The sequence below is a fragment of the Nonomuraea sp. NPDC049649 genome (assembly GCF_040675175.1).
Taxonomy (GTDB): Bacteria; Actinomycetota; Actinomycetes; order Streptosporangiales; family Streptosporangiaceae; genus Nonomuraea.
On sequence record NZ_JBFAOH010000036.1, the window covers coordinates 1 to 22795 of the forward strand.

General features: G+C 71.3%; 22 protein-coding genes and 1 pseudogene. 13 read left to right on the plus strand and 10 right to left on the minus strand.

Annotated elements, in window-relative coordinates; all coding sequences use genetic code 11:
* Window positions 1-149: 149 nt before the first annotated feature.
* A complete protein-coding gene (locus tag AB0J42_RS30345; RefSeq protein ID WP_364300412.1) occupies window positions 150-668 on the plus strand; it encodes a DUF6292 family protein in 519 nt (172 codons plus the stop codon).
* Between the two features lie 52 nt (window positions 669-720).
* Here AB0J42_RS30345 and AB0J42_RS30350 read toward each other — a convergent pair whose 3' ends face one another.
* Window positions 721-1842 (minus strand): S1 family peptidase, encoded by a 1122-nt coding sequence (locus tag AB0J42_RS30350; RefSeq protein ID WP_364300414.1) that lies wholly within the window; start codon window positions 1840-1842, stop codon window positions 721-723.
* A 104-nt stretch (window positions 1843-1946) separates the two neighbouring features.
* Window positions 1947-2501, minus strand: a complete 555-nt coding sequence (locus AB0J42_RS30355) for a TetR family transcriptional regulator (RefSeq protein WP_364300416.1) — start codon at window positions 2499-2501, stop codon at window positions 1947-1949.
* Between the two features lie 78 nt (window positions 2502-2579).
* On the opposite strand from AB0J42_RS30355, the gene AB0J42_RS30360 reads away from it, so the two are divergent.
* From AB0J42_RS30360 to AB0J42_RS30375, 4 genes are read left to right on the plus strand one after another with little or no spacing between them, the layout of a single operon-like run.
* Window positions 2580-4331 carry an MDR family MFS transporter gene (locus AB0J42_RS30360; RefSeq protein WP_364300418.1) on the plus strand — a complete coding sequence of 584 codons (1752 nt, stop codon included), beginning with the start codon at window positions 2580-2582 and terminating at the stop codon, window positions 4329-4331.
* Window positions 4328-4717, plus strand: coding sequence for a hypothetical protein (locus tag AB0J42_RS30365; RefSeq protein ID WP_364300420.1), 390 nt, complete (start codon window positions 4328-4330; stop codon window positions 4715-4717). Before AB0J42_RS30360 ends, AB0J42_RS30365 begins: the two co-directional genes overlap by 4 nt.
* Window positions 4714-4950, plus strand: coding sequence for a hypothetical protein (locus tag AB0J42_RS30370; RefSeq protein WP_364300422.1), 237 nt, complete (start codon window positions 4714-4716; stop codon window positions 4948-4950). Before AB0J42_RS30365 ends, AB0J42_RS30370 begins: the two co-directional genes overlap by 4 nt.
* A 29-nt stretch (window positions 4951-4979) precedes the next feature.
* Complete coding sequence (locus tag AB0J42_RS30375; protein WP_364300424.1) at window positions 4980-5681, plus strand: M15 family metallopeptidase; 702 nt, start codon at window positions 4980-4982, stop codon at window positions 5679-5681.
* Here AB0J42_RS30375 and AB0J42_RS30380 read toward each other — a convergent pair.
* Window positions 5651-5800, minus strand: a complete 150-nt coding sequence (locus AB0J42_RS30380; RefSeq protein ID WP_364300426.1) for a hypothetical protein — start codon at window positions 5798-5800, stop codon at window positions 5651-5653. The genes AB0J42_RS30375 and AB0J42_RS30380 overlap by 31 nt on opposite strands.
* Window positions 5801-5852: 52 nt before the next feature.
* Window positions 5853-6413 (minus strand): annotated as a pseudogene (locus AB0J42_RS30385) (WYL domain-containing protein); the annotation flags it as partial.
* A 101-nt stretch (window positions 6414-6514) separates the two neighbouring features.
* On the opposite strand from AB0J42_RS30385, the gene AB0J42_RS30390 reads away from it, so the two are divergent.
* On the plus strand, window positions 6515-7222 hold the full coding sequence (locus AB0J42_RS30390; protein WP_364300428.1) for an alpha/beta hydrolase: 708 nt from the start codon (window positions 6515-6517) through the stop codon (window positions 7220-7222).
* A gap of 183 nt (window positions 7223-7405) precedes the next feature.
* Here AB0J42_RS30390 and AB0J42_RS30395 read toward each other — a convergent pair whose 3' ends face one another.
* Entirely contained in the window at window positions 7406-8209 is an 804-nt protein-coding gene (locus tag AB0J42_RS30395) for an alpha/beta hydrolase (RefSeq protein WP_364300430.1), read from the minus strand.
* A gap of 155 nt (window positions 8210-8364) precedes the next feature.
* On the opposite strand from AB0J42_RS30395, the gene AB0J42_RS30400 reads away from it, so the two are divergent.
* The gene (locus tag AB0J42_RS30400; protein WP_364300432.1) at window positions 8365-9228 is read left to right on the plus strand and encodes a prephenate dehydrogenase; all 864 of its coding nucleotides are present in this window, start codon (window positions 8365-8367) and stop codon (window positions 9226-9228) included.
* Window positions 9229-9312: 84 nt separating this feature from the next.
* Window positions 9313-9576 (plus strand): acyl carrier protein, encoded by a 264-nt coding sequence (locus AB0J42_RS30405; RefSeq protein ID WP_364300434.1) that lies wholly within the window; start codon window positions 9313-9315, stop codon window positions 9574-9576.
* 188 nt (window positions 9577-9764) lie between these two features.
* Here the strand turns inward: AB0J42_RS30405 and AB0J42_RS30410 are convergent, their stop codons facing one another.
* The 3 genes from AB0J42_RS30410 to AB0J42_RS30420 all read right to left on the minus strand — a co-directional run bounded on the left by AB0J42_RS30410 (window position 9765) and on the right by AB0J42_RS30420 (window position 13233).
* Window positions 9765-10946: an acyl-CoA dehydrogenase family protein gene (locus AB0J42_RS30410; RefSeq protein WP_364300436.1), complete on the minus strand. Its 1182-nt coding sequence runs from the start codon at window positions 10944-10946 to the stop codon at window positions 9765-9767.
* A gap of 117 nt (window positions 10947-11063) precedes the next feature.
* Window positions 11064-12440 (minus strand): FAD-binding oxidoreductase, encoded by a 1377-nt coding sequence (locus AB0J42_RS30415; protein WP_364300525.1) that lies wholly within the window; start codon window positions 12438-12440, stop codon window positions 11064-11066.
* 451 nt (window positions 12441-12891) lie between these two features.
* A complete protein-coding gene (locus AB0J42_RS30420) occupies window positions 12892-13233 on the minus strand; it encodes a zinc ribbon domain-containing protein (protein ID WP_364300438.1) in 342 nt (113 codons plus the stop codon).
* 186 nt (window positions 13234-13419) lie between these two features.
* On the opposite strand from AB0J42_RS30420, the gene AB0J42_RS30425 reads away from it, so the two are divergent.
* Window positions 13420-14976, plus strand: a complete 1557-nt coding sequence (locus AB0J42_RS30425) for an MFS transporter (RefSeq protein ID WP_364300440.1) — start codon at window positions 13420-13422, stop codon at window positions 14974-14976.
* A 48-nt stretch (window positions 14977-15024) separates the two neighbouring features.
* Here AB0J42_RS30425 and AB0J42_RS30430 read toward each other — a convergent pair whose 3' ends face one another.
* A complete protein-coding gene (locus tag AB0J42_RS30430) occupies window positions 15025-16566 on the minus strand; it encodes a class I SAM-dependent methyltransferase (protein ID WP_364300442.1) in 1542 nt (513 codons plus the stop codon).
* A gap of 144 nt (window positions 16567-16710) precedes the next feature.
* Here AB0J42_RS30430 and AB0J42_RS30435 point away from each other — a divergent pair, with 144 nt between their 5' ends.
* The 3 genes from AB0J42_RS30435 to AB0J42_RS30445 all read left to right on the plus strand — a co-directional run bounded on the left by AB0J42_RS30435 (window position 16711) and on the right by AB0J42_RS30445 (window position 20005).
* Window positions 16711-17466, plus strand: coding sequence for an SDR family oxidoreductase (locus AB0J42_RS30435; protein ID WP_364300444.1), 756 nt, complete (start codon window positions 16711-16713; stop codon window positions 17464-17466).
* 13 nt (window positions 17467-17479) lie between these two features.
* Window positions 17480-18868, plus strand: a complete 1389-nt coding sequence (locus AB0J42_RS30440) for an FAD-dependent monooxygenase (protein WP_364300446.1) — start codon at window positions 17480-17482, stop codon at window positions 18866-18868.
* Window positions 18869-18940: 72 nt separating this feature from the next.
* Window positions 18941-20005: a DUF2855 family protein gene (locus tag AB0J42_RS30445; protein WP_364300527.1), complete on the plus strand. Its 1065-nt coding sequence runs from the start codon at window positions 18941-18943 to the stop codon at window positions 20003-20005.
* A gap of 85 nt (window positions 20006-20090) precedes the next feature.
* Here AB0J42_RS30445 and AB0J42_RS30450 read toward each other — a convergent pair whose 3' ends face one another.
* Window positions 20091-21407, minus strand: a complete 1317-nt coding sequence (locus AB0J42_RS30450; protein ID WP_364300448.1) for an extracellular solute-binding protein — start codon at window positions 21405-21407, stop codon at window positions 20091-20093.
* A 124-nt stretch (window positions 21408-21531) separates the two neighbouring features.
* Here AB0J42_RS30450 and AB0J42_RS30455 point away from each other — a divergent pair, with 124 nt between their 5' ends.
* Window positions 21532-22779: an acyl-CoA dehydrogenase family protein gene (locus AB0J42_RS30455; protein ID WP_364300450.1), complete on the plus strand. Its 1248-nt coding sequence runs from the start codon at window positions 21532-21534 to the stop codon at window positions 22777-22779.
* Window positions 22780-22795 lie beyond the last annotated feature (16 nt).

A 22795-nucleotide genomic window follows, 5' to 3' on the forward strand; every position in this document is an offset into this window, starting at 1 on the left:
GGTCAGCCTTCCGCCGCCTCCACCAGGCCCGCGCCCGGCTCAGCCATTACCGGCGACGTGGAGATCCACTACCTCAAGATCTGTGAATGTAGTACAGGGTTCGACCCGACCAGGCCCTTACGGGGAAAGCGCGGGCCATGGGCAGAGACGTGAAGACTTCGCGAGGCGCGTGGCGAGTCACCTGGCAGGAGCTCCACGTCGGCTACCTCCACGACGTCTACCTGGCGCTGGTACGCAGGGAGATCAGGCCGCGTTCCCATTGGATCGCGGAGTTCCTGCCGCGCTCCGCGACCATCGTGCTGGAGGAGCCGTGCCTTCCCGGGAACGTTCCGCTTGCTCTGGCCTGGGACGAGGAGAGCGGCTGGCGGTGCGGGGCCTTCGTACAAGGCGACCTGCGCTGCCCGACGCTCCTCCGGCAGCAGAACTACTTCGGAGGCGATGTCCTGCCACATCCAGCCGAGGTGGGCGACACCGTGATCGCCATCGTGGAGCGGCTGAGCCGTCCGCGTCGGCTGTGGCCCTCGCGCAGCCCGGACAGGCGATGGGGCTGGCCGTACCCTCCGGCCTACCGCTCCTATCGGGACGTGGACGACGGCTTCGACGACCGGCTCCGCGGGCACCTGCCGCCGGACGACCCGACACTCCGGGCGGAGACACACCACGCGTAGACGTGAAACGCGGCGTGCCCGGCCGCTGGGGGCCGGGCACGTCGGGGCGGGGTCAGCCGGTTCTCAGGGTGAGGCCGTATGCGGAGAGGATCTCGTTGACGGGCTGGTGGTACGTGGTGCCGCCGAACCAGCAGTTGCCGGAGCCGCCGGAGGTCACGCCCTGGGCCTGGCTGCCGGAGATGAACGAGCCGCCCGAGTCGCCCGGCTCGGCGCAGGCGCTGGTGCGGGTCAGGCCGCTGACGGTGCCCTGCGCGTAGCGGACGGTGGCGTTGTGCTGCTGGATGGTGCCGCAGCGCCAGCCGGTGGTGGAGCCGGAGCGGCAGATGGACGAGCCGACCGACGCCTGCGCGGAGCCGCGGACGGTCACCAGGGAGCCGCCGGAGCCGCGTACGTACGGGGTGGGGTTGTGGCCGGGGGTGGCCACCCAGGCGTAGTCGTTGCCCGGGAAGGACGAGTCCTGGAAGGTGCCGCTCGGGTTCGAGGTGCCCGCGCCGCGGCGGCCGCAGTGGCCGGCGGTGACGAAGCCGGGGGTGCTGCCGCGGGTGACGGCGAAGCCGACGCTGCACCGGCTGGTGCCGATGTAGTACGCGGAGCCGCCGATGATGTCCATGAACGGCTGCGGGCTCTCGGACGAGACGGCGACCTTGACCGTGTCCTTGTCGACCCCGGCCGCGGCGGCCAGCGCCTCGCCGGCTTCCTGGGTGGCGGCCTGGATGACGACGCTGTTGCTGGTCACGTCGACGTACCAGAGCGAGGCGTCGGTCTGGCCCTTCTCGGCGGCGGCGTCGAGCTGGTCCTTGACGGAGGTCAGCTGGGCCAGGGTGCGGGAGACGAAGACCGGCTGGGCGCCCTTGAGCTCGATGATCCGGGCTTCGGCGGCGTCGGTGGTGGCGACCATGAGCTTGGAGGCGTCGGCGTTGAGCCAGGCGCCGGCGTAGGAGTCGCCTAACGAGGTGGTGAGGGCGGCTTCGGCGGCGGCGGCGCGCTGCTCGTTCGCCAGCCGGGTCTTGACCTGCTGCTCGGTGAGGCCCAGGTCGCGTTCGAGTGCGTCGATGACGGACGGCGGGGTGGCCGGGTCCGCCGCGGCGGCCGGTTCGGCCAAGGCGGGGCTGAAGGGGAGTGCTAAGCAGGCCACGATGGTGGCTCCTGCCAGCGCACAGCGTTTACCCAACATGTGCACTCCTTGATGGGGGTGCAGTCAAGGTAACGGCGCACGCTGGTGGCGACATAGACCCCAAAATGAACATATTTCGGTCTTATGGGCATGACCGGAAATATCTAGACTTCGAGGCATACGGTGAACATGGCGGTCAGCCGGTCCACGTCCGCCGGAGTGGGCGCCTCCGGGCCGAGCGCGCGACGGACGTTGGTGACCCCGGTTATGAGCGCCGCCGCCGCGCGGGCCCGGCCCATCGCCTCCGGGCCGCCGCCCAGGTACTCCGCGAGCGGCAGGATGACCGTCGTCCGCAGCCGCTCCCGCAGCAGTTCCCTGACCTCCGGATTGTCGGCCGAGTGGGACAGGGCGCGCAGAATGGGCGAACTGGGCCCCGAGTGCATCCGCCGCGCCGCGTACTCCGCCAGCCTGCGCGGCAGCCCGGCCCGGTCGCCCTCCAGGATGACCCGGATCGTCGGCTCGTCCCGCAGCACCTCGCCGAACAGGCCCGCCTTCGACCCGAAGTAACGCCCGACGAGCGCGATGTTGGCCTCCGCCTCCGCGGCGATCATCCGTACGGTCACACGCTCGTACCCGTGCTCGGCGAAGAGCGCCCGCGCGGCGTCCAGCAGGCGCCGGCGGGTGGCCTCGCGATCCCTCGGGTGAGCCTGACCTCTCATGGTGGGGAATATAGCCCCTTGCCGGAAACGGAGTAAACAGGCGTATACTTCCTACCGGATACGAGGAGACATGGTGCTTTGACCGTTCAGGAGGCTCACCCGAAGCAGTTCACCCACCGCGAGATTCTCAAGGTCATGAGCGGGCTCATGCTCGCCCTGCTCACCTCGATGCTCTCGACCTCGGTGGTGGGCACCGCGCTGCCGACGATCGTCGGGGAGCTCGGCGGCCAGGACCAGTACTCGTGGGTGGCCTCCGCCACCATCCTCACGATGACGGTGTCCACGCCGCTCTGGGGCAAACTGTCCGACCTCTACGGCCGCAAACGGCTCTTCCAGCTCGCGCTGGCGGTGTTCGTCCTCGCCTCGCTCGCCGCCGGGCTCTCGCAGAACATGGGCCAGCTCATCGCCGGGCGCGCCCTCCAGGGCGTCGGCGCCGGCGGGCTGTCCGCGCTGGCCCAGGTCATCATGGGCGACATCGTCTCCCCGCGCGAGCGCGGCCGCTACTCCGGCTATATCGGCGCCGTCTTCGGCGTCTCCACCGTGGCCGGGCCGCTGCTCGGCGGGTTCCTGGTGGACGCCGAGTGGCTGGGCTGGCGCTGGTGCTTCTACGTGGGCGTGCCGCTCGCCGTGGTCGCCGCGCTCGTCATCCAGCGGGTCCTCACGCTGCCGCAGGTCAAGAGGGACACCCGCGTCGATATCTGGGGCGCCACCACCATCACCGCCGCCGCGACCGCGCTGATGCTGCTGCTGACGCTGGGCGGCACCGAGTTCGCCTGGCACTCGCCGTGGACCTACACGCTCACCGCCGTCGGCCTCCTCTCGCTGGGCCTCGCCGTGCTCGCCGAACGCGCCGCGGGCAACCCGATCCTGCCGCCGCGGCTCTTCCGCAACCGCACCTTCGTCCTGGCCAGCCTCGGGTCGCTCTTCGTCGGCGTGGCGATCTTCGGCGCGATGATCTATCTGCCGCAGTACCTCCAGGTCGTCCACGGGATGAGCCCCACCGGCTCGGGCCTGATGACGCTGCCCCTGGTGATCACGCTGTTCCTGTCGAGCGTCATCTCGGGCAAGATCGTCACGAGGACCGGCAGGTGGAAGGTCTTTCCCGTCGCCGGGATGCTGCTGGTGACCGCCGGGATGTTCCTGCTGTCGCGGCTGCACGTGGACTCCGACCGGTGGGTCATCGGCACCGACATGGCGGTGCTCGGCACCGGGCTCGGCCTCACCATGCAGATGCTGATCCTGGCCGCGCAGAACGGCGTCGAGATCCGCGACATGGCCTCCGCCACGGCCGGCGTCTCGTTCTTCCGCTCGCTCGGCGGCGCGGTCGGCGTGGCCGGGTTCGGCGCGATCCTCACCAACCGCCTCAACGCGGCACTTCCCGCCTCCGGCCCCCGGCCGTCGCTCGGCAGCCCCGAGGCCATCCACGCGCTGCCCGAACCGGCCAAACACCTGGTGCTGGAGGGGTTCAGCCGCGGCCTGGAGACCGTCTTCCTGGTGGGCGTCCCGGTCGCGCTGCTCGGGTTCCTGACCGTGGTCCTGCTCAAGGAGCTGCCGCTGCGCGGGGGCACCACTCCCCCGCTCTCCAGAGACGACCTGATGCTCGCGGGCCTGCTGCTCGAACTCGTCGCCCAGCGCGTCGAACGAGCCGGCGACCGGCCGTCGGCGCTGGTCACCGCAGTGGCCAAGATGGCGCCGCCGGACGACCGTACCGAGAAGGAACGTGCCAGGGCCGTGGCGCGGGACGTGCTCCGTCCCACCTCCCGCGCGCTCTTGGAGCGGGCGGCGCCGCCGCCCGCGAAGGACCTCGTGACAGGAGGAAAGCCGCAGTGATCCGCAAGTTCGCCGGCGCCGTGGTGGCCGCGCTGGCCGCCCTGGCGGGGGTCTGGCTGATGATCGCACCGTTCGCGCTGGGCACGCAGCCCTCGGGGGCGGCCTGGAACACCGCCACCCTGACCGAGTTCTGCACCGGGCTCGGCGTGACCGCCGTCGGGGTCGGCGGGGTTGCCGCCTTCGCCGCCGCGATCCGGGCCGAGCTGGTTACGCGGGGTTTGGTGACTGTACGGGAGCGGAAGCCGGAGGTCGTCAGCCCGCCTACCTCGTCCGGTGAGCTGGCCGCGCTGCTGGCGCCACTGGTGGAGGCGCTGCGGGAGGACTTGGACGGGGCTGGGCGGCAGAACGGGTCGGCCTCGCTGATCGGTGCGGAGGACAAGCGGTGAGTGCTCGGCTGGGTGTGATCGCGCTCGTGCTGCTGCTTCTGGCCGGGGTCTGGCTTGTGGCCGCGCCCTTTGTGCTGGGGTACCAGCCTTGGGGTGCTGAGTTCACCGCCGCTACTGTGAACGATCTCTGGGTTGGCGGGGTGCTGGTCGGGGTGTCGTTTCTCGGGCTCGTCTCGTACGCGGCGGATCTGCTGCGGGAGCTGACCCGCCGAGAGCGGGGGCATACCGGCTGACCTGCTGGAACGTGACGTATCGTGGCAGGATGAAGCGTGCTGCCGCCCTGGCGCTCGTGGCGCTGGCGTCGGTGGGATGCGGCGGGCAGGCCCCGGCCGCGTCCAACCGTCCGGCGCCGCCTGACACCACCGCCGCGAGCCCGACGCCTACCGAAACTCGACCGCCCGACTTCACCGCTGAAGTGAGCCGGGTTAGCCGGGCGCAGCTTCCGCACTCCTGGCGTGAGGGCTGCCCCGTCCACTACCGCGACCTGCGGCTGATCACGATGAGCTACTGGGGGTTCGACGACAAGCCCCATACTGGCGAGCTGGTCGTCAACAAGAGCGTCGCCGACGACGTGGTCACGGTGTTCAGGAAGCTGTACGACTGGCGCTGGCCGATCAGGCGGATGGAGCTGGTCGACGTCTACAAGGGGGACGACTACGACTCCATCGACGCGGACAACACCTCCGCCTTCAACTGCCGCCGCGCTACCGGGTCGCGTAACTGGTCCAACCATGCCTATGGGAAGGCCATCGACATCAACCCGCGGGAGAACCCGTATGTGCGGGCGGATGGGGGGACGGCCCACGAGAACGCCAAGAAGTTCACCAAGCGGCCTATGAAGGGGAAGGGTGTCATCAACCCTGGGGATCGGGTGGTGCGGGCGTTCGAGCAGGTGGGCTGGGAGTGGGGCGGCTACTGGTCGGGCATCAAGGACTACCAGCACTTCTCCAAGGGCGGCGGCTGACGGTCGCCGTCGGCGCCGAAGGTCAGCAGGCGCTCGGCCAGGCGCTGGACGGCGGTCCCCAGTTCCCTCGGCGACACGATCGTGAACCGGAAGCCGAGCCCGGCGAGCATGGCGGCCATAGGCTGCCCCCGGTACGACGGCGGAGATCCGGTCGAGCCGAAAGGTGCGGGTCTCGCCGGACCGGTGGTCGTGACCGGTCACGTACCAGCGGCCGGCGTGGAAGACCAGGCCGTGGCCGTCCAGTTCGCGTTCGGTCTGGTCGCCCTTCCAGGAGCGGTAGCGCAGGGTGACCCGGCGGCGGTCGCGGATCGCGGCGGCCAGGGTCAGCACGGCCCGGCTCGCGGGTGTCGGCGCCGCACGTTCGGCGAGGGTGAAGCCCAAGGTCTCCTCCAGCGCGCCGACCTGTTCCCGTAGCGTGATCGGCAGCACTCGACGGATCTTGGCCAGGGCGGCCTCGGTGGCCTCGGCGGCGAGGCCGAGGCGGCGTCCGGCGAGCAGGCCGAGAACCACGGCGGTGGCCTCGTCGTCGGTGAGCATCAGCGGGGGCAGCTTGTAGCCGGGCATCAGGTGGTAGCCGCCGTAGCGGCCGCGCTTGGCGGTGACCGGGATGCCCAGTTCGGCGAGCCGGGCGGCGTAGCGCCGGACGGTCCGCTCGTCCACACCGAGGCGCTGCGCCAGGTCGCGGCCGCCCAGTTCGTGGTGTGCCTGGAGCAGTTCGAGCATCGCCAGCATCCGGGTCGCCGGATATGACACAGGTCACCTCTTAATCCGGGCGGGTTCTGTCCGCTTTCGGCTTTAGCGTAGCGACGTCGGCTCACTGGAAGGACGATGAGATGGCGAACTACGTGCTGGTTCCCGGCTTCTGGCTCGGTGCCTGGGCCTGGGACGAGGTGGCGCAAGAGCTCCGCGCCGCGGGACACCAGGTGCGGGCGGTCACCCTGACGGGGTTGGCGGAGCGGGCCGAGGAGCTGTCGCCGGAGGTCGGCGTGGAGACCCATGTCCTGGACATCCTCGCGGCGATGGACGGATGGGAGGAAGTGGTCCTGGTCGGGCACAGCGGGGCGAATGTCCCGGTGACCGCGGTCGCCGACCGGCATCCCGAGCGGCTCAGCCGGGTGGTCTATGTCGACACCGCGCCGCTGCCGTCCGGTGTGGCGGTGATCGACTTCAATGACGAGGCCACGCAGCAGGCCTGGCGCGCTCAGGTCGGGGACGGCTGGGCGCTCGACGTGCCCGCCTTCGAAGAGGGAGAGGGGATGTTCGCCGGACTGACTCAGGAGGATTGGGCGCAGATCAGTGCGAAGGCGACGGCGGAGCCGTGGGGCGCGGTCACCCAGTCGGTTCAGCGGCCGAGGCGGATCCCGGCGACGCCGAAGACCTTGGTCGCCTCGACGATGCCGGTGGCGATGATCCGGGAGCTGATCGCCTCGGGGAATCCGGCGTTCGCCGAGCTCGGCACACCCCAATGGACCTTTGTCGAACTGCCGACCGGCCACTGGCCGATGTTCACGCGACCGGCTGACCTCGCCGCGTTGCTCTGACGACCTCCTCCGACCTTCTGATCCGTGGCAGGTTCTAGGGCGGCCACGAGCATCCACAGTGAATTGGCCGAACTGGACTGCTATGAGATCGAACCGGGGCTGAGGAGGTCACAGCAACCCGCGTATCCAGTGGCAAGCCGACCCGGAGCGCAGGGCTGAACGCGTTCTTGGCCCTTGCTGCCATCACTTCTGGGGCGATGCGCTCGTCGGCTCCATGCTGAGCAGGGGCCTCCTGCTGACGGAGGCGACGGCTTCCAGGACGGTTGGCCAGGCGCGGGATAGTGGGTCGATCAGTTTGAAGTGGCCGGTGTCCGGGAGTTCCCTCAGCTCGGCCCTGCCGGTCAGGGCGGCGAAGCGGCGGCTCATTTCCACGGGTACGACTCGGTCTTTGGAGCCGTGGACCAGGATCAGGGGGCGGTCGCCGTAGGGCAGGAGGCGTGAGGGGTCCACTTCGTTCAGGTGGTCGGGGCGGTTGTGGAGCAGGTTGTGGGCCGCGCTGTTGCCTAGGTGGGTGGTGTAGGCGCCGGTCACGTCTGAGATGCCGGCGAGGCTTACTACTCCCCCGATTTCGGGGTGGGCGTGCCAGGGGGAGGTCGTGGGCAGGCGGTGGCGTAAGGCGTACCACAGGGCCAGGTGGCCGCCTGCTGAGTGGCCTACTAGGACGGGTGCTTCTCCGCCTGAGGTGGCGATGAGGGTGTCGATGGCTGTGGCTATGTCGTCGAAGGTACCGGGGTAGCCGCCGCCGTCGTGGCCGGCTCGGCGGTATTCGGGGACGCAGACGGTGTATCCCTCGGCGGCCAGTGCTGCGGCCATGGGGCGGGTGTGTGTGCGGTCGTGCTGGGCGCGCCAGAAGCCGCCGTGGAGGAGGATCACGAGGGGGCCGCCTGATCCCTCGTGGATGTCGATGATCTGGTCTGGGTGGGGGCCGTAGCGGAGGGTTCGGTCGGGGTCGGGGACGGGTCTGGTGAGCAGTTCGTAGTAGGGCATGTCGCGAGCGTATGGGCCGCGAAGGGCGCTGGGCTGGGGTTGGGGTGGCAGGAAGGTGTCGGGGGGCGGCAGGGACTAGCCGCTGGTTTCTCTGTCATCCCGGGGTTGTGCCGCGCACCATGGGGAGGCATCTGCGTCGAGGAAGGCGAGCGGGCATGGACACGCGGCGGGTACTGGTGATCGGGTGTGGGCTGATCGGGACGTCGGTGGGGCTTGCGCTGCGGCGGGCGGGGGTGCATGTGACGCTGGCCGATCACGATCCGCGGGCGTTGCTGCGGGCGCTGCGGATGGGGGCCGGGGTGAGGTTCGTTCCCGGCGGTGGGCCGGTGGATGTGGTGGTCATTGCGACGCCGCCGTCCACTGTGGTGCCCGTTCTGGTGGAGGCTCAGCGGCGGGGGCTTGGGGCGGTCTACACCGATGTCGCCAGTGCTAAGGGCCGGATTCTGGATGAGGCGGAGCGGGCCGGGTGTGATCTGGCGAGTTTCGTACCAGGGCATCCGATGGCTGGGCGGGAGCTGTCCGGGGCGGGGGCGGGGCGTGCCGATCTGTTCGTGGGGCGGGCCTGGGTGTTGTGTCCGCATCCTGGGGTGGATGAGCGGGCGTTGCGGGGGGTGGCGGGGCTTGCGGCGGCGTGCGGGGCGGAGGTGACGTTGCTCCCGGCGGAGGCGCATGATCGGGCGGCGGCGGCGGTCTCGCATGTGCCGCTTGTGGTGTCGGCGGCGCTGGCTGGGCGGTTCGCGGTGCCGGACGCGGACGCGCTGGCTCTTGCGGGGACTGGGTTGCGAGATGTGACGCGGGTCGCTGGGAGTCCTGCTGGGTTGTGGCGGGACATCTTGGAGCAGAACGCGGGGGCGGTGGCGGAGTTGCTGGATGTGGTGGCCGGCGAGTTGCGGCTTGTGGCGGATTCTCTGCGTGCCGGTGACGGTGAGTCTGTGGCTGGGGTGCTTGCTGCCGGGAATGTGGGGCGGGGGCATATTGTGCGGGCTCTCGGAGGGGTCGTGTCACGGAAGGCGTCTTGAACCGAGCGGCACTCTCGAAGATGTGGCTCCGCCGGCGGCGTTGCGACAATTACCGCAGACCTTATGGCGGTGGGAGGACATCGAATGACCGGCGAACTCAGCCTCTCCGTGATCCGGGAGAAGGTCGGCGAGATCTGGAACCACGTGCTCGATGTGCCGGAGGGAATGGAGGACGCCACCTTCTTCGACCTGGAGGGTGAGTCGATCTCCGCGGTCCGGCTCGTGTCGAAGATCGAGGAGGAGCTCGGCGTCACCATCGACGTGGGCGACATCTTCGAGGTGGACCCCAACGCGGCCGCGCTCGCGGAGCGGGTGGCTTTGGAGGCGCAGGTTCCGATCGGGGCCTGACGCGGCAGGCAAGAAACTCACCCGGGCACCCGCGGTAGGCGGGGTCCGGGTGAATTGCTTTTCTCCCGCTGTGGATACCCGACCTGGACATTTCATTCGACTCGGACGTGGTCAGAGAATCCGTCCCGGGCATGGTCAGAGGGTCCCGTGGTGCTTCGTCGCGCCGCGGGACCCTCTCGTCTGGGGGGCTAGATGTAGAGCGTGTTGGGCTCCAGGCCGCACAGCACTCGGCCGTACAGTTCGGCGTTGGTGTTGGGGTGCATGAGGGCGTGCAGGTTGACGCCGGCGATGTCGCGGGCGATGCGCTGGATCGGGGCGCTGGTGTAGATGGAGGAGCCGCCGCTGGCCTGGGCCAGGATGTCCACCGACTCCTTGGTGAGCCGGCAGACGCGGCCCAGCTCGGCCCGTGCCCTGACTCGCTCCTCGACGGTCCACGGCTCGCCGGTGGCGGCCTTGGCGTCGACGTGGCCGGACAGCCGGTGGGCGTGGAATGCGGCCTCGTCGGACTTCATCGCGGCTTCGGCGATCTGGAGGTGGGTGAGCGGGGCGTCGGCCTGGCGCTCGTAGTCGGTGTACGTGATCTTGCGTTCGGGGAGGCGGGCCCGGAAGGCGTCCATGGCGGCGGCGGCCAGGCCGAGGGCGGTGCCGACGGACGAGGCGGAGGCGACCGGGAGCAGCGGGACGCGGTAGGCGGGGCTGCCGGCGTTGGCCTGGGAGGCGCCCTGGCTGTTGATCACGGCGCCCAGCGGCAGGACCCGGTCGGCGGGGACGAAGACGTCCTGGGCGACCGTGCTGACGCTGCCGGTGCCGCGCAGGCCGGAGGTGTGCCAGTCGTCGACTATCTGCAGGTCCGACATGGGGACCAGGGCGACGATGGGCATGGGCGGGCCGTCGGGGCCGACCTGGACGGCGACGATCTCCTGCCACTGGCTGTGCCAGGCGCCGCTGATGAAGCCCCACTTGCCGTTGACGACGACGCCGCCGTCCGCGGGGGCGGCCATCGCGGTGGGGCTGAGGGTGCCGCACACCCGCACGTCGGGGGTGGAGAACACCTCGTCCTGGACGTGGTCGGGGAACTGGCACGCCATCCAGGTCGGGATCCAGTAGACGGACGCCGTCCAGGCGGTGGAGCCGTCGGCGCGGCCCAGTTCGGCGGCCACGTCGACGAGGGTGCGGGTGTCGGCCTCGTAGCCGCCGTAGCGGGCCGGCACCCGCAGTCTGAAGATTCCGGCGTCGGCGAGCGCCTCGATCGTCTCCTCGTGGAGCCGTCTGTGCTCCTCCGACCAGGCGGCCTTGTCACGGATGGCCGGCGCCAGCTCGGAGGCGCGACGGACTAGCTCTTCCCGGGTGGGGATCTGGGTCGTCAGCACCGTTTTCCTCCTCGTCGCGATGCACGCGGACGCGCGTTTCCTGACGAGGATCACATCGGCGCCGGCCCGCGCGCACCTCCGTGCTTGCTGGCTCGGCCTCCTTCGAGAACAGCCGGGTCAGGAGGTGGCCGGCGGGATGTTCTGGTTGAGCCGGAAGAAGTTGCCGGGGTCGTAGACGGCTTTCACCGCGGCCAGGCGGTCGTAGATGCGTCCGGGGTAGGCCACGCGGACCCGCTCGGGGCTCTCGTCGCCGAGGAAGTTCACGTACGCGCCCTGATCGCTCTGCCGGAGTGCGGCGGCGAACTCGGCCACCCACGCCTGGTGGACGGGCGACTCGGCGGGGTCCTCGTAGATCGCGGCGAGGTTGACCATGATCTTGCTCTGCCGGTGGCCGAAGGCCGTGGCGTCGTTCGGCACCCGCGCCATCGCGCCGCCGAGCACGCGGAGCTGTGCGGCGCCCATGCAGGTCGAGGCGGTGAGGTAGTCGATGATCGTGGTGGCGGTGTCGCGGTCGACGTGGTCGATGAACATGTTGGTGGACTCGGCGATGGGGTGGAAGCCTTCCGGCTCGGGCGGGTACATGCCGGAGTACGGCATCTCCTGCAGCAGGTCGGCGAGGGGCTCCGCCAGGGCGCGGAAGCGGCCCAGCACCCGCTCGCCGTCCTCGGTGGGCCCGGCGTAGCACATCATGGCCATGATGACGAGCTGGTCGTGGTGTTCCTCGGCGACGAACGGCATCGGCGGGCAGGGCATGATGTTCGCGATCGTCGACAGTTCCTCCGGGGCGGCCTCGGCCTCGGCCACGAACCCGAGGATGGTGTCCGGCGTCGCCGGGAGCACGATCATGCCGCCGACGATCGACGGGAGCTCGTGCAGCCGGAACTTGAGGCGGGTGACGACCCCGAAGTTGCCGCCGCCGCCGCGGATCGCCCAGAACAGGTCGGGGTGGTGCCCGGCGTCGACGTGCAGGATCTCGCCGTCGGCGGTGACGAGCTCGGCGGCCAGCAGGTCGTCGACCGTGAGCCCGTGCTTGCGCACCAGGAAGCCGATGCCGCCGCCGAGCGTGATGCCGCCCAGCCCGACCGAGCCGGCGTCGCCGAACCCGGTGACCAGGCCGTGGGCGCCCACGGCCGTGGTGTACTCGCCGGCGGTCAGGCCCGCCGAGGCCCACGCGGTCCGGCCCTCGACGTCGATGTCGATGGTCTTCATGGCGGACAGGTCGAGGACCAGGCCGCCGTCGCAGACGCCGTGGCCGGCGTTGCTGTGCCCGCCGCCGCGTACCGCCAGGGGAATGCCGGTCTCCTTCGCGGCGGCGATGACCCGGGCGACCTGGGTGGCGTCGGACGGCCGGGCGATGACCGCCGGACGGCGGTCGATCGTCCCGGGGTACACCGTGCGCGCCTGGTCGTACGTGTCGTCGTCTGGTGTGATGACCTGTCCGTTGAACCCTGTGCCCAGGGCGTGCACCAGGGCGGAGGTGTGATCGGTGGACATCGTCACGGGCGGACTCCTTCGAGGGCTCGTGGGAGTCGCGACCAGATCGGCGGCACCCCCAGTCTGGATGCAGAAATCAACCTCCGATGCTTGAACGCTACTGCGGCGAAGTCATCTCCGAGCGTGCGGAATTTGGGAAATCTCTCCTTCCTGTTGTGACGGGTGGGCCGGACGGCGTCAGGTGAAGCCGCCCCGTGAGCCGGTCGGTCTCCTCATCCGTAACTCCTTCCGGTTGGTCTCGGTCTCACGTGATTCATCATCGCCCGGCTTAAGCCCCTCCGAACAGGGGAAACGTCGCCATGAACGTGCCGGGCGGCGACAGGTTCCTGCAAGCCGGAACGGGTTGCGATGCAGCTTTCCGGGCCTCCCACCGCGTGTACCCATCGCGAGCGATGAAGGGATCAGAACTTGACATCCTCCCCGCGCTGAAGCGCGGAGATTCCAACCGCAACTACCCCACAAGGAGGAAGTCGCGTTGAGGTTCGCGGTGCACCGGCCCGGCAACCCGTGGCCCTTCCCGCGCAGACACGGCATGCCCTGCCGCCTGTTCGATGTTCCTGGCCGCGTTCACATCGGCGTTGCCGGCGTATCCGCAGGACCGGCACCGGTAACGCGCTTGGCTCTCACGCGCGAAATCCTTCAGCGCCTGCTGCTGGACGATGATCGACCCCGCCCGCAGCCACGCGAACTCCGCCCGCGCCTCGGTCAACTGCCGGCACTGCTCGGCGAACCCCGGCGCGGACCTACGGCCCGGCTTCCAATGCGCGTGCTGCTCAACCGCGAGATTCCACACAAACCGGGCATGCCCGCAATGCTCCAGCCTTCGCCTGCTCCTGAGCAGGCGAAGGCTGGAGCCGGTAACGGGACACGCCGATCAAACTACCGACCGCCACCGACAGAACCAGGAGACAGACGTGTCCGACCGTTTCAGCTTTCCTCCCCGCCCTCAACGACGGGGCATCCAGCCTGGAGATCTCCGGTGACGGCGAACGACACGGCGCCACGAGCGGGAAGACGCGAGTGGATCGGCCTGGCCGCACTGGCCCTGGCCACCCTGGCGGTCTCCTTCGACATCTTCGTCCTGCTCCTGGCCTTGCCGCACCTGAGCACGGAGCTGGGCGCCAGCAGTACCGAGCAGCTGTGGATCGTGGACATCTACGGGTTCATGGTCGGCGGCCTGCTGATCACGATGGGTTCGCTCGGCGACCGGATCGGGCGGCGGAACCTGCTGCTGATCGGCGCCGCCACGTTCGCGGTGGCTTCGCTCGCGGCCGCCTACGCGACCACACCGGGCCTGCTGATCGGGGCTCGGGCGCTGCTCGGCGTCGCGGGGGCCACCCTGGCGCCGTCGACGCTCTCGCTGATCAGCAGCATGTTCCGCGACGAGAAGCAGCGGGCGATGGCGATCGGCGTGTGGGGCAGCTGCTTCACCGCCGGCGCGATCATCGGGCCGATCGCGGGCGGCCTGATGCTGGAGCGCTTCTGGTGGGGGTCGGTGTTCCTGCTCGGGGTGCCGGCGATGGTGCTGCTGCTCGTCGTCGTGCCGCTGGTGGTGCCCGAGTACCGGCCGGAGCGGGCGGGCCGGATCGACCTGGCCAGCGTGGCGCTGTCGCTGGCGGCGGTGCTGCCCGCCATCTGGGGCATCAAGGAGCTGGCCCGGCACGGCTGGCAGCCGCTGCCGCTGGCGGCGCTGGTCGCCGGGCTCGCGCTGGGCGTGGTGTTCGTCCGGCGTCAGCGGCGGCTGGCCGACCCGCTGCTCGACCTGAGCCTGTTCAAGCACACCACGCTCACCACGCCGCTGGTGGGCGGGCTGCTCTACACGATGCTGACGGGCACGGTGCTGGTCTTCGTCACCCAGCACCTGCAGTCGGTGCTGGGCCTGTCGCCGCTGCAGACGGCGCTGGGCCTCATTCCGGGACTGGCGGTCGGCACCGTGGGCATGCTCTCCGTGCCGCTCCTGGCCCGCCGGTTCCGGCCCGCTTTCCTCATCGCGGCAGGGCTGGCGGTCGTGGTGGCGGGTATGACGCTGCTCTCCCAGGTGGAGGCCTCGTGGGGGCCGCTGGGGCTCGTTCTCGGGTTCGCGATCTGGTCGCTGGGGGGCGCGCCGCTGCTGGCCCTCGGGATGCATCTGATCGTCGGCTCGGCGCCGCCGGAGAAGGCGGGCTCGGCGTCGTCGCTCACCCAGGTGAGCACCGAGTTCGGGTACGGGCTGGGCGTCGCGACCGTGGGCACCCTCGGCACGGCCGTCTACCGGCTGCAGATGGCGATCCCGGACGCGGTGCCCGCCGAGGCGGCGGCGCGGGCCCGGGAGAACGTCGCCGAGGGCGTGGCGGTCGCCGCGGAGCTGCCGTCGCCGGACGTCCTGGCCGCGGCGCGGGAGGCGTTCACGGTGGCGCTCAACAGCGTCGCCGGGCTCAGCGCCGTCGTCCTGGCGATCGTGGCCGTCGTCGTGGCGGTGAAGCTCCGGGAACTGCCGCCCATCGGCTCGTCCGTACCGGAGGAGCCGGCCGAGGCCGCGGAGCCCGTGCGCGGGTGAGAACGCGACGGCACCGCCGCGATCCGCGGCGGTGCCGTCGCATGTGGGTCAGGGCCTGCGTACGGTGGTGGCGAACAGGAAGGTGCCGGGCGAGGACCAGTCGGTGACCGCCAGGCCCGCCTCGTCGAGCCAGCTCTGGACCTCGTACGGCTCGAAGAGCAGCATGCCCTCGGGCCGGCTCGGGAAGTGGTGGCCGGACTGGAAGTGCCGGTAGACGGGGTCGGCCGAGAACCGGAACGTCATGAGGGTGAACGTGCCGCCCGGCCGCAGGCACCTGCCGACCTCCGAGATCAGCTTCTGGGCGTCCTCGGGGACCGCCTGGAGGGCGTTCCAGCAGGTCACCGCGCCCAGGGAGGCGTCGGCGAAGGGCAGGCGGAGGGCGTCGCCGAGGACGGCGGGCACGCCGGGCAGGCGGCGGCGCAGCACGTTCAGCATCGACAGGCCGGCGTCGAGGGCGATCGTCCTGTCGGTTCCGGCGGCGGAGGCGACCACGCTCGTCCACCGTCCGGCCCCGGCGCACAGGTCGAGCACCGGCCCGTCGGCCGCGCGCACGTGCCCGGCGAGGTAGTGGTCCTCGTCCTCGGGCAGCACGCCGCCGTCCCAGTTGGAGCCGGCGATCCGCAGGAACGCCGGCCGCAGCACCGACTCGTAGTAGAGCCCCATGCTGGGCATCTCGGCGAGCTTGCGCAGCAGGTCGGCGGTGGCCTCGTCGGCGACGCCGGGCGTCCCGGCGGACAGGTCGAGGATGCCGTGCGCGAGCGGGTAGCTCGTGGCGCAGCCGTCGCAGCGGGCGCCGCTGTCGCCGATCCGCAGCCGCCCGGAGCGGCAGCGGGGGCAGCGGAACGCGGCGGCGTGGCGGCGGAAGCCGTCCATCGCGGCCTGCGGGGCCGCCGTGCGCAGCGTGTCGTCGATGGCGGCGGTCTCGGCGGGCTTCACCGGCGCGTCGTTGGTCACGGCCCAGTACGCCTTCGCGCCCGAGTACGCGAGCACCGTCTGGGTGTCGTAGTCCCAGTTCACGGTGACCTGCTCGGGGGTGAGCTCCTGGATCCAGCGCCGGTCGAAGCCGCGCTCGGCGTCGTCCAGCTCCCACACGGCGGGCGACGGCCACACCCGGCCCAGGTCGGGGTCGGCCGGGTCCAGCGGGCGCAGCGCCCGGTCCAGCCGGGTGGCGTCGTCGGGGTCGAGGTCCAGGCCGGTGACGGCGTCCAGGATGGCGTCCCGGTCGGCGGGGAAGTGCGACAGCAGGTAGAGCAGGGCCAGCGACAGCGGCGAGTTCGGCCGGGCGAACCGGGCGAGCCGCAGGTAGACGGGGAGCCCCCGGCGGACGGCGGCGTGCAGGTCGCCGTCGGTGGCCGGGAAGGACGCCTCGGCGAGCAGGCCGAGCAGGACGGCCACGTGGCCCTTGGTGACGTCGTCGACGTCGCCGGAGCCGAGCCGGGCGACGAGCTCCGGGACGGCCGGGACGGCGGCGTCGGTCGGCCGGCCGCCGTTCCAGAGGTCCGCGGCGAGTTTCCGGAATTTACTGCCCATGCTTTCGCGGGCGCCCCGGAAAAAGGCGTCGACGGTCGAAGGAATGGTGACCGTGCTCATCAGCGCGTCCTTTCGTAGCGGCAGCAACCCGCTGACAATCGTCACACCGGGAATGGCGCCGCTCATCTCCTGCCGTGCGGACCGGCGCAACGCCACGGCATTTCAAGAGATGCAGGGAAAGGCCTGTCCGGCGAAGCTTTCGGCATGAGCGAATTCGCGGGCATGACCGTGCTGATCACCGGTGGCGGCAGCGGCATAGGGCTGGCCACCGCCCGGCGGCTGGTGGCGGGCGGTGGCCGCGTCGTGCTGGCCGGACGGGACGAGGCCCGGCTGAAAACGGCCGCGGCGGAGCTGGGCGACGACGAGCGGGTGCTCACCGTGGCCGCGGACGTGTCCCGTACGGACGACCTGGACCGGCTGGCGGCCCGGATCGGCGACCGCTTCGGCGGGCTGACCGGGGTGTTCGCCAACGCCGGGGTGCCGTTCGCGGCGCGGCTGGGCGACATCACCGAGGCCGACTACGAGCTGGTGGTGGGCGCCAACTTCAAGGGCGCGCTGTTCACCGTGCAGAAGGCGCTGCCGCTGCTGGCGGACGGCGGCTCGGTGGTGCTGAACGGCTCGTGGCTGGCGCACCGGGGCGCGGCGCCGGGCTCGCTGTACGCGGCGGCCAAGGCCGCCGTCGTGAGCCTGGCCCGGACGCTCGCCCCGGACCTGGCCGAGCGCGGCATCAGGGTCAACGCCATCACGCCGGGCCACGTCCGGACACCGATGCTCGACACGGTCACGGGCGGCAGCGACGAGGTGCGGGAGTTCTTCCGCGGCCAGGTCGCGCTCGGCCGGATCGGGAACCCCGGGGAGATCGCGGAGACCGTGCTGTTCCTGCTGTCCTCGCGGGCGTCGTACGTCACCGGCCAGGAGTTCATCGTCGACGGCGGTCTCGTCAACTCCATCCCCAGCTGACACAGGAGGAACGGTGAGCGTGGAAAACAAGACCCGGGCGGTGGTGCTGGGCGGGAGCCTGGCCGGGCTGTTCGCGGCGCGGGTGCTGGCGGACGCCTACGACGACGTGGTCATCGTGGACCGGGACGAACTCCTCGGGGTCGACGTGCCCCGGCGCGGCTGCCCGCAGAGCAGGCACATCAACGGGCTGCTGACCGGCGGGCAGCGGGCCATCGAGTCGATGTACCCCGGCATCACGGCCGAGATGCTGGCCGACGGGGTGCCGAGCGGCGACCTGGGCGGCACCGTGCGCTGGTACATGCTGGGCCGCCAGCTCCAGCAGCAGCACGCCGACATGCTCTGCGTCGGCCCCAGCCGGCCCAAGCTGGAGTACCACGTACGCGAGCGCACCCAGGCCCTGCCCAACGTGACCTTCATGGAGAAGACCGACATCCTCGGCCTGCACACCACCCCGGACGGCAGCCGCGTGATCGGGGCCAAGGTGCAGCGGCAGGGCGCCGCCGAGCAGGAGGTCGTCCACGCGGACCTGGTGGTGGACGCCACCGGGCGCGGCTCGCGGACGCCGATCTGGCTGGAGGAGCTGGGCTACGGGCCCGTGCCCGAGGAGCGCAAGAAGATCGGCCTCGGCTACGTCACCCAGTACTACCGGCTCAACAGCGACCCGTACCAGGGCGACCTGTCGATCAACGTGGTCGCGCACCCGAAGCTGCCGCGCGGCTGCATCTTCGCCAGGACCGACGGCGGGCGCGTCGAGATGACCACGTACGGCATCCTCGGCGACCACCCGCCCACCGACCAGGCGGGCCTGTTCCGGTGGATCGACTCGCTCGGCATCCCGGAGTACACCGACGCGCTCAAGGACGCCGAGATCCTCACCGAGCCGGTGGCGTTCCGCTTCCCGACCACGCTGCGGCGGCGGTACGAGGACATGCCCCGGCTCCCCGACGGCCTCCTGGTCACGGGTGACGCGGTGACCTGCTTCAACCCGGTCTACGCGGGCGGCATGACGGTGGCGGCCAAGAGCGCGCTGGTCATCCGCGACCACCTGCACACCGGGGCCTCGCCGCACCCGGGCCAGTACTTCCAGGACCTCGCCCGTACCGTCATCGACCCGCAGTGGGAGATGACGCACACCATCGACATGAGCTTCCCCGGCGTCGAGGGCAAGCGGACGCTGAAGGTCAAGATGGCGCTGGCCATGACCCGGCTCACCCAGATCGCCGCCACCAGGGACGGCGCCGTCACCGCCGCGTACGTGCGGGCGGCCGGCCAGGTCGAGCGGCCCGAGACGCTGCAGCGCCCGGCGATGATGGCGCGCATCGTCTTCCAGGCCCTGCGGGGTCCGAAGATCCAGCCGCGGCGGCCGGTGCTCCGCCCCGCGGCCGAACGCCAGCCCGTATGAACGCACAGCCCGCTCCCGTCCGCCCCGCGCGGCCGGGAGCCGGCGCCCGACCGTGAGGAGACGACCGTGTCCATGTGGGAAGTCCTCGTCAAGCGCGACGACCCCGCGACCGCGGAGGTGCGGCCGGTCGAGCCGGCCCCGCTCGGTCCGGGCGAGGTACGGGTCGCGCTGGAGAAGGTGGCCATGACCACCAACAACGCCACCTACGCCCGGTTCGGCGACGACGCCGTGATCGCCTTCTGGAACGCCTTCCCCGGGCCGGACGGGCTCGGCCGGGTGCCGGTCTGGGCGTTCGTCCGGGTGACCGAGTCCGCGCATCCGGACGTCGCCGTCGGGACCAGGTACTACGGCTACATGCCGATGGCGAGCCACCACGTCGTGGCCGCCCAGCCGGTGCCCGGCGGGTTCATGGACTCCGCGCCGGAGCGTTCCTTCCTGCACCCGTGGTATCTGACCTTCGAGCGGGCCGGCGAGCCGGACGAGCTGGACGACCGGCGGGCCGCCGTGCACTGCGTCTACCCGGCCTCGTTCAACCTGGCCGACCTGGTGACGCGGAAGGCCGCCGAGGGCGCCCGTACCGCCGTCGTCACCAGCGCCTCCAGCAAGGTGAGCACCGGGCTCGCCGCCGAGCTGGCCGCCCGCGCGCCCGGCCTGGCCACGGTCGGGATCACGTCCGCGCGCAACGTCGCCTTCGTGACCGGCCTGGGGCTGTACGACCAGGTCGTGTCGTACGAGGAGCTGGAGACGGTTCCGGTCACCGGGCCCTCGGTCCTGGTCGACGTCACCGGCGACCCCGGCATCCGGACGCGGGCCGCCGCGCACCTCGCGGACGGGCTGGTCCACACTGCGCTGGTGGGGTTCACCCATCCGGCGGCGTCGGTGCTGCCGCCTTCCGGGATGGCGGGCCCCGAGCCGGAGGTGTTCTTCACCCCGGCGATCGAGATGGCCGCCGCCGAGGCGGAGGGGCCGGAGGCGTACCGGGCGCGGTACGCCGCGGCGGAGCGGCGCTTCCTGGAGCAGGCCGGGCAGTGGCTGTCGGTCACACACCGGCGGGGGCCGGACGCGATCGTGGCGTCCTTCCGCGACCTGCTGACCGGCGAGCAGCGGCCGGACGAGATCGTGGTGCTCGCCCCCTGAGGGAGGCGCAAGAAAGAGGGGGTGCCCCAGGCGGGCACCCCCTCTTTTGAGCGCGTGCGGACGTCCCGGGCGGGGCGTCCCCTCTTCAGCTGTCCACGTGCAGGTGGTAGGCGGACTGCGGGCCGGTGCCCGCCCAGTTCGCGTGGTAGTCGTCCAGCAGCGCCTGCGCCTCGCGGGTGGCCTGGCCGAACCGGGCGAGCGGGTCCGCGCCGTCCGTCAGCACGTCCCGCATGGCCCGCATCGCCGCCCGCTGGATGTGCGCGTACGAGCCGAGGACGGCCTGGGTCGGCTCCCCGGACATCATCTCCAGCTGCTCGGTCGCGACCCGGAAGTACGGGTGGCGCGCGAACCAGCCCTCGTCGTCCAGCAGCGCCACCGCCGGCTTGGTGACCGGGGCGGAGCCGTACACCCGGTGCCAGTCCGCGGCGTTCTCCGGGGTGTTGAGGAACTGGGTGAAGGCCAGCGCGCCGTCCCGGGTGGCCTCGTCGAGCCCGTCGGCCAGCCAGAGCGCGTCGCCGCCGATCCAGTTGCCGGCGTAGGGGACGGCGCCGTTGGCGGGCACGGGCCGCACGGCGAGGTCGAAGCCGTTCTCCGCCGCCCCCTGGGCCATGTACTTGGCGTCGAAGGAGGAGCTGAGCCGGAGCGCGACCCGGCGGCCGGTGAAGGCGTCGAAGGTGCCCTGCCAGTCCTGCATGGCGCCGGTGTAGAGGAAGTGGCCCCGGGTGGCGAGCCGGTGCCACCAGTCCACGTAGGCCATCATCTCGGGGCAGGTGAGGTCGATGGTGGTGGCCGGGCCGTGCCTGCCGTTGCGGTTGCCGGCGAACACGCCGCCCTGCTGGGCGAGGGCGTGCTGGAAGAACTTGCCGTCGATCACCCAGGCCATGCCGCGGGCCGATCCGCCGTCGAGCCGGGCCACCGCCTCGCTCGCGGCGTCCACGTCCGCCCAGGTGCGCGGCACGCCGTCGGCTCCGGCCGCCCGCAGCAGGCTGGTGTTCGCGTACAGGAGCATGGTGGAGAGCGTCAGCGGCATCGCGGCGAGCGAGCCGCCGAGCGTGTAGAAGGCGCGGGCGGCGTCCACCAGGTCGTCCACCACGACCGGCTGGCCGAGGATCTCCGTCCGCCCGCCGATCGCCCGCCCCACGGAGGTGAACAGCGGGCGGCCGTCGGGGGCGCGGGTGTCGAGGGCGTGCCGGGTGGCGCCGCTGTAGTACGACGCGAGGGCCGGCGGGCGGCCCCGGGACGCGGCGAGGCTCACCTCCTGCGGCAGCCGCTGCCACCACACGGCCCGCACCTCGACGCGGTAACCGGGAAAGGCGCATTCGAATTCGGCGGCCCGTTTCCGCACGGTTTCCAGGAAACTCGGAAAGGGATACTGCGAGAACCAGGCGTCGATGACAACCATGAATTCATGGTGACCGGCCGGGCGGATTATCTCTTCTCGGTACGTGCGAAACACCGCCCATGCGCGGGAAAAGGCCGCATTCGACAAGATGCGCGCGACGGCGGCCCGATGTGACGCTGGCCTCATGCCGAACTCGGTCGCGGGAGCCGCCAGCGCTCCGGAGCACGCATGTCCCCCGCCGGAGCCCGGCCTGACCCCGGCGGAGGTGGTCGCCCGCGCGGAGGCGTTCGTGCCCGAGCTGGTCGAGCGCCAGGCCGAGACCGAGCGCCGCACCTACTACGCCGCCGACACGCACGAGCGGTTCTCCCGGGCCGGGTTCTACCGGATCCTGGTGCCGCGCCGGTACGGCGGCTACGAGTTCGGCGTCGGGACGTTCATGAAGGTCGTGGCCGCGCTGACCAGGGGCTGCCCCTCGACGGGCTGGATGTACTGCCTGGGCGCGGCGCACGCGCTGGCCGTGGCCTCGCTGTTCGGCGAGCGGGCCCAGGACGAGGTCTTCCAAGGCGGCGACTTCATCTGCCCGGCCACGGTCGTGCCCAACGGCACCGGCGAGCGGCTGCCCGACGGCACCTGGCTGATCGACGGCACCTGGGGCTACTGCTCCGGCTCGCCGTACGCCACCCACTTCCTGGGCCACACGCTGGTCACCCCCGACGGCGGCGGCCCGCCCGAGCCGATGATGTTCCTCGCCCCCCGCGACCAGTGGCACCGCCTCGACGACTGGGGCGGGGCGCTGGGGCTCAAGGGCAGCGGCTCGCACAGCATCCGCCTCGTCCAGGCCCGTATCCCGCACCATTTCACGCTTCCCGGGCACATGAGCCAGGTCGACGTCACCCGCGGCACCCCCGGCCTGGCCCTGCACGGCAACCCCGAGTACGGCGGCGGCCAGCTCTCCTTCATGGTGCTGGAGGACGCCGTGCTCGCCGTGGGCATCGCCAGGGGCATGCTCGACGCGTACGAGGTCCTGATGCGGACCAGGACGACCAGCTTCCCGCCCATCGTGGGGCGGGCCGAGGACCCGGACTTCCAGCTCTGGTACGGCAGGGCGGCCGGCCTCATCGCCACGGCGGAGGCGGCCACCGCCGACGCGGTGCGCCAGTGGCGCGCCGCCTGCCTCGACGGGCCCGCCGCGATCACCAGGGAGGTCGAGCTGCGGATCGCCGCGATCTGCGGCGAGGTGGTCAAGCTCTGCTGGCGGGCGGTCGAGGACTGCCTCTACCCGACCGCCGGATCCAGCGCCGTACGCCACGGCGAACGTGTCGAGCGCCTGTGGCGCGACATGTCGATGTTCCAGACCCATGCCGGAGTGTCGACCTTCCTCGCGGTCATCGCCAAACGGGACCTGGCGCGGGCTCGGTTCGGCATCGGGTGAGTCCCACCGACCTGGA

Excerpts from the sequence above, each read along its gene's own strand:
- AB0J42_RS30455 (WP_364300450.1), top strand. The coding sequence starts at position 21,532 with ATGCCGAACTCGGTCGCGGGAGCCGCCAGCGCTCCGGAGCACGCATGT.
- AB0J42_RS30390 (WP_364300428.1), top strand. The coding sequence starts at position 6,515 with ATGGCGAACTACGTGCTGGTTCCCGGCTTCTGGCTCGGTGCCTGGGCC.
- AB0J42_RS30430 (WP_364300442.1), bottom strand. The coding sequence starts at position 16,566 with ATGAGCACGGTCACCATTCCTTCGACCGTCGACGCCTTTTTCCGGGGC.
- AB0J42_RS30350 (WP_364300414.1), bottom strand. The coding sequence starts at position 1,842 with ATGTTGGGTAAACGCTGTGCGCTGGCAGGAGCCACCATCGTGGCCTGC.
- AB0J42_RS30405 (WP_364300434.1), top strand. The coding sequence starts at position 9,313 with ATGACCGGCGAACTCAGCCTCTCCGTGATCCGGGAGAAGGTCGGCGAG.
- AB0J42_RS30355 (WP_364300416.1), bottom strand. The coding sequence starts at position 2,501 with ATGAGAGGTCAGGCTCACCCGAGGGATCGCGAGGCCACCCGCCGGCGC.
- AB0J42_RS30415 (WP_364300525.1), bottom strand. The coding sequence starts at position 12,440 with ATGTCCACCGATCACACCTCCGCCCTGGTGCACGCCCTGGGCACAGGG.
- AB0J42_RS30395 (WP_364300430.1), bottom strand. The coding sequence starts at position 8,209 with ATGCCCTACTACGAACTGCTCACCAGACCCGTCCCCGACCCCGACCGA.
- AB0J42_RS30450 (WP_364300448.1), bottom strand. The coding sequence starts at position 21,407 with ATGGTTGTCATCGACGCCTGGTTCTCGCAGTATCCCTTTCCGAGTTTC.
- AB0J42_RS30375 (WP_364300424.1), top strand. The coding sequence starts at position 4,980 with ATGAAGCGTGCTGCCGCCCTGGCGCTCGTGGCGCTGGCGTCGGTGGGA.
- AB0J42_RS30400 (WP_364300432.1), top strand. The coding sequence starts at position 8,365 with ATGGACACGCGGCGGGTACTGGTGATCGGGTGTGGGCTGATCGGGACG.
- AB0J42_RS30380 (WP_364300426.1), bottom strand. The coding sequence starts at position 5,800 with ATGGCCGCCATGCTCGCCGGGCTCGGCTTCCGGTTCACGATCGTGTCG.
- AB0J42_RS30435 (WP_364300444.1), top strand. The coding sequence starts at position 16,711 with ATGAGCGAATTCGCGGGCATGACCGTGCTGATCACCGGTGGCGGCAGC.
- AB0J42_RS30445 (WP_364300527.1), top strand. The coding sequence starts at position 18,941 with ATGTGGGAAGTCCTCGTCAAGCGCGACGACCCCGCGACCGCGGAGGTG.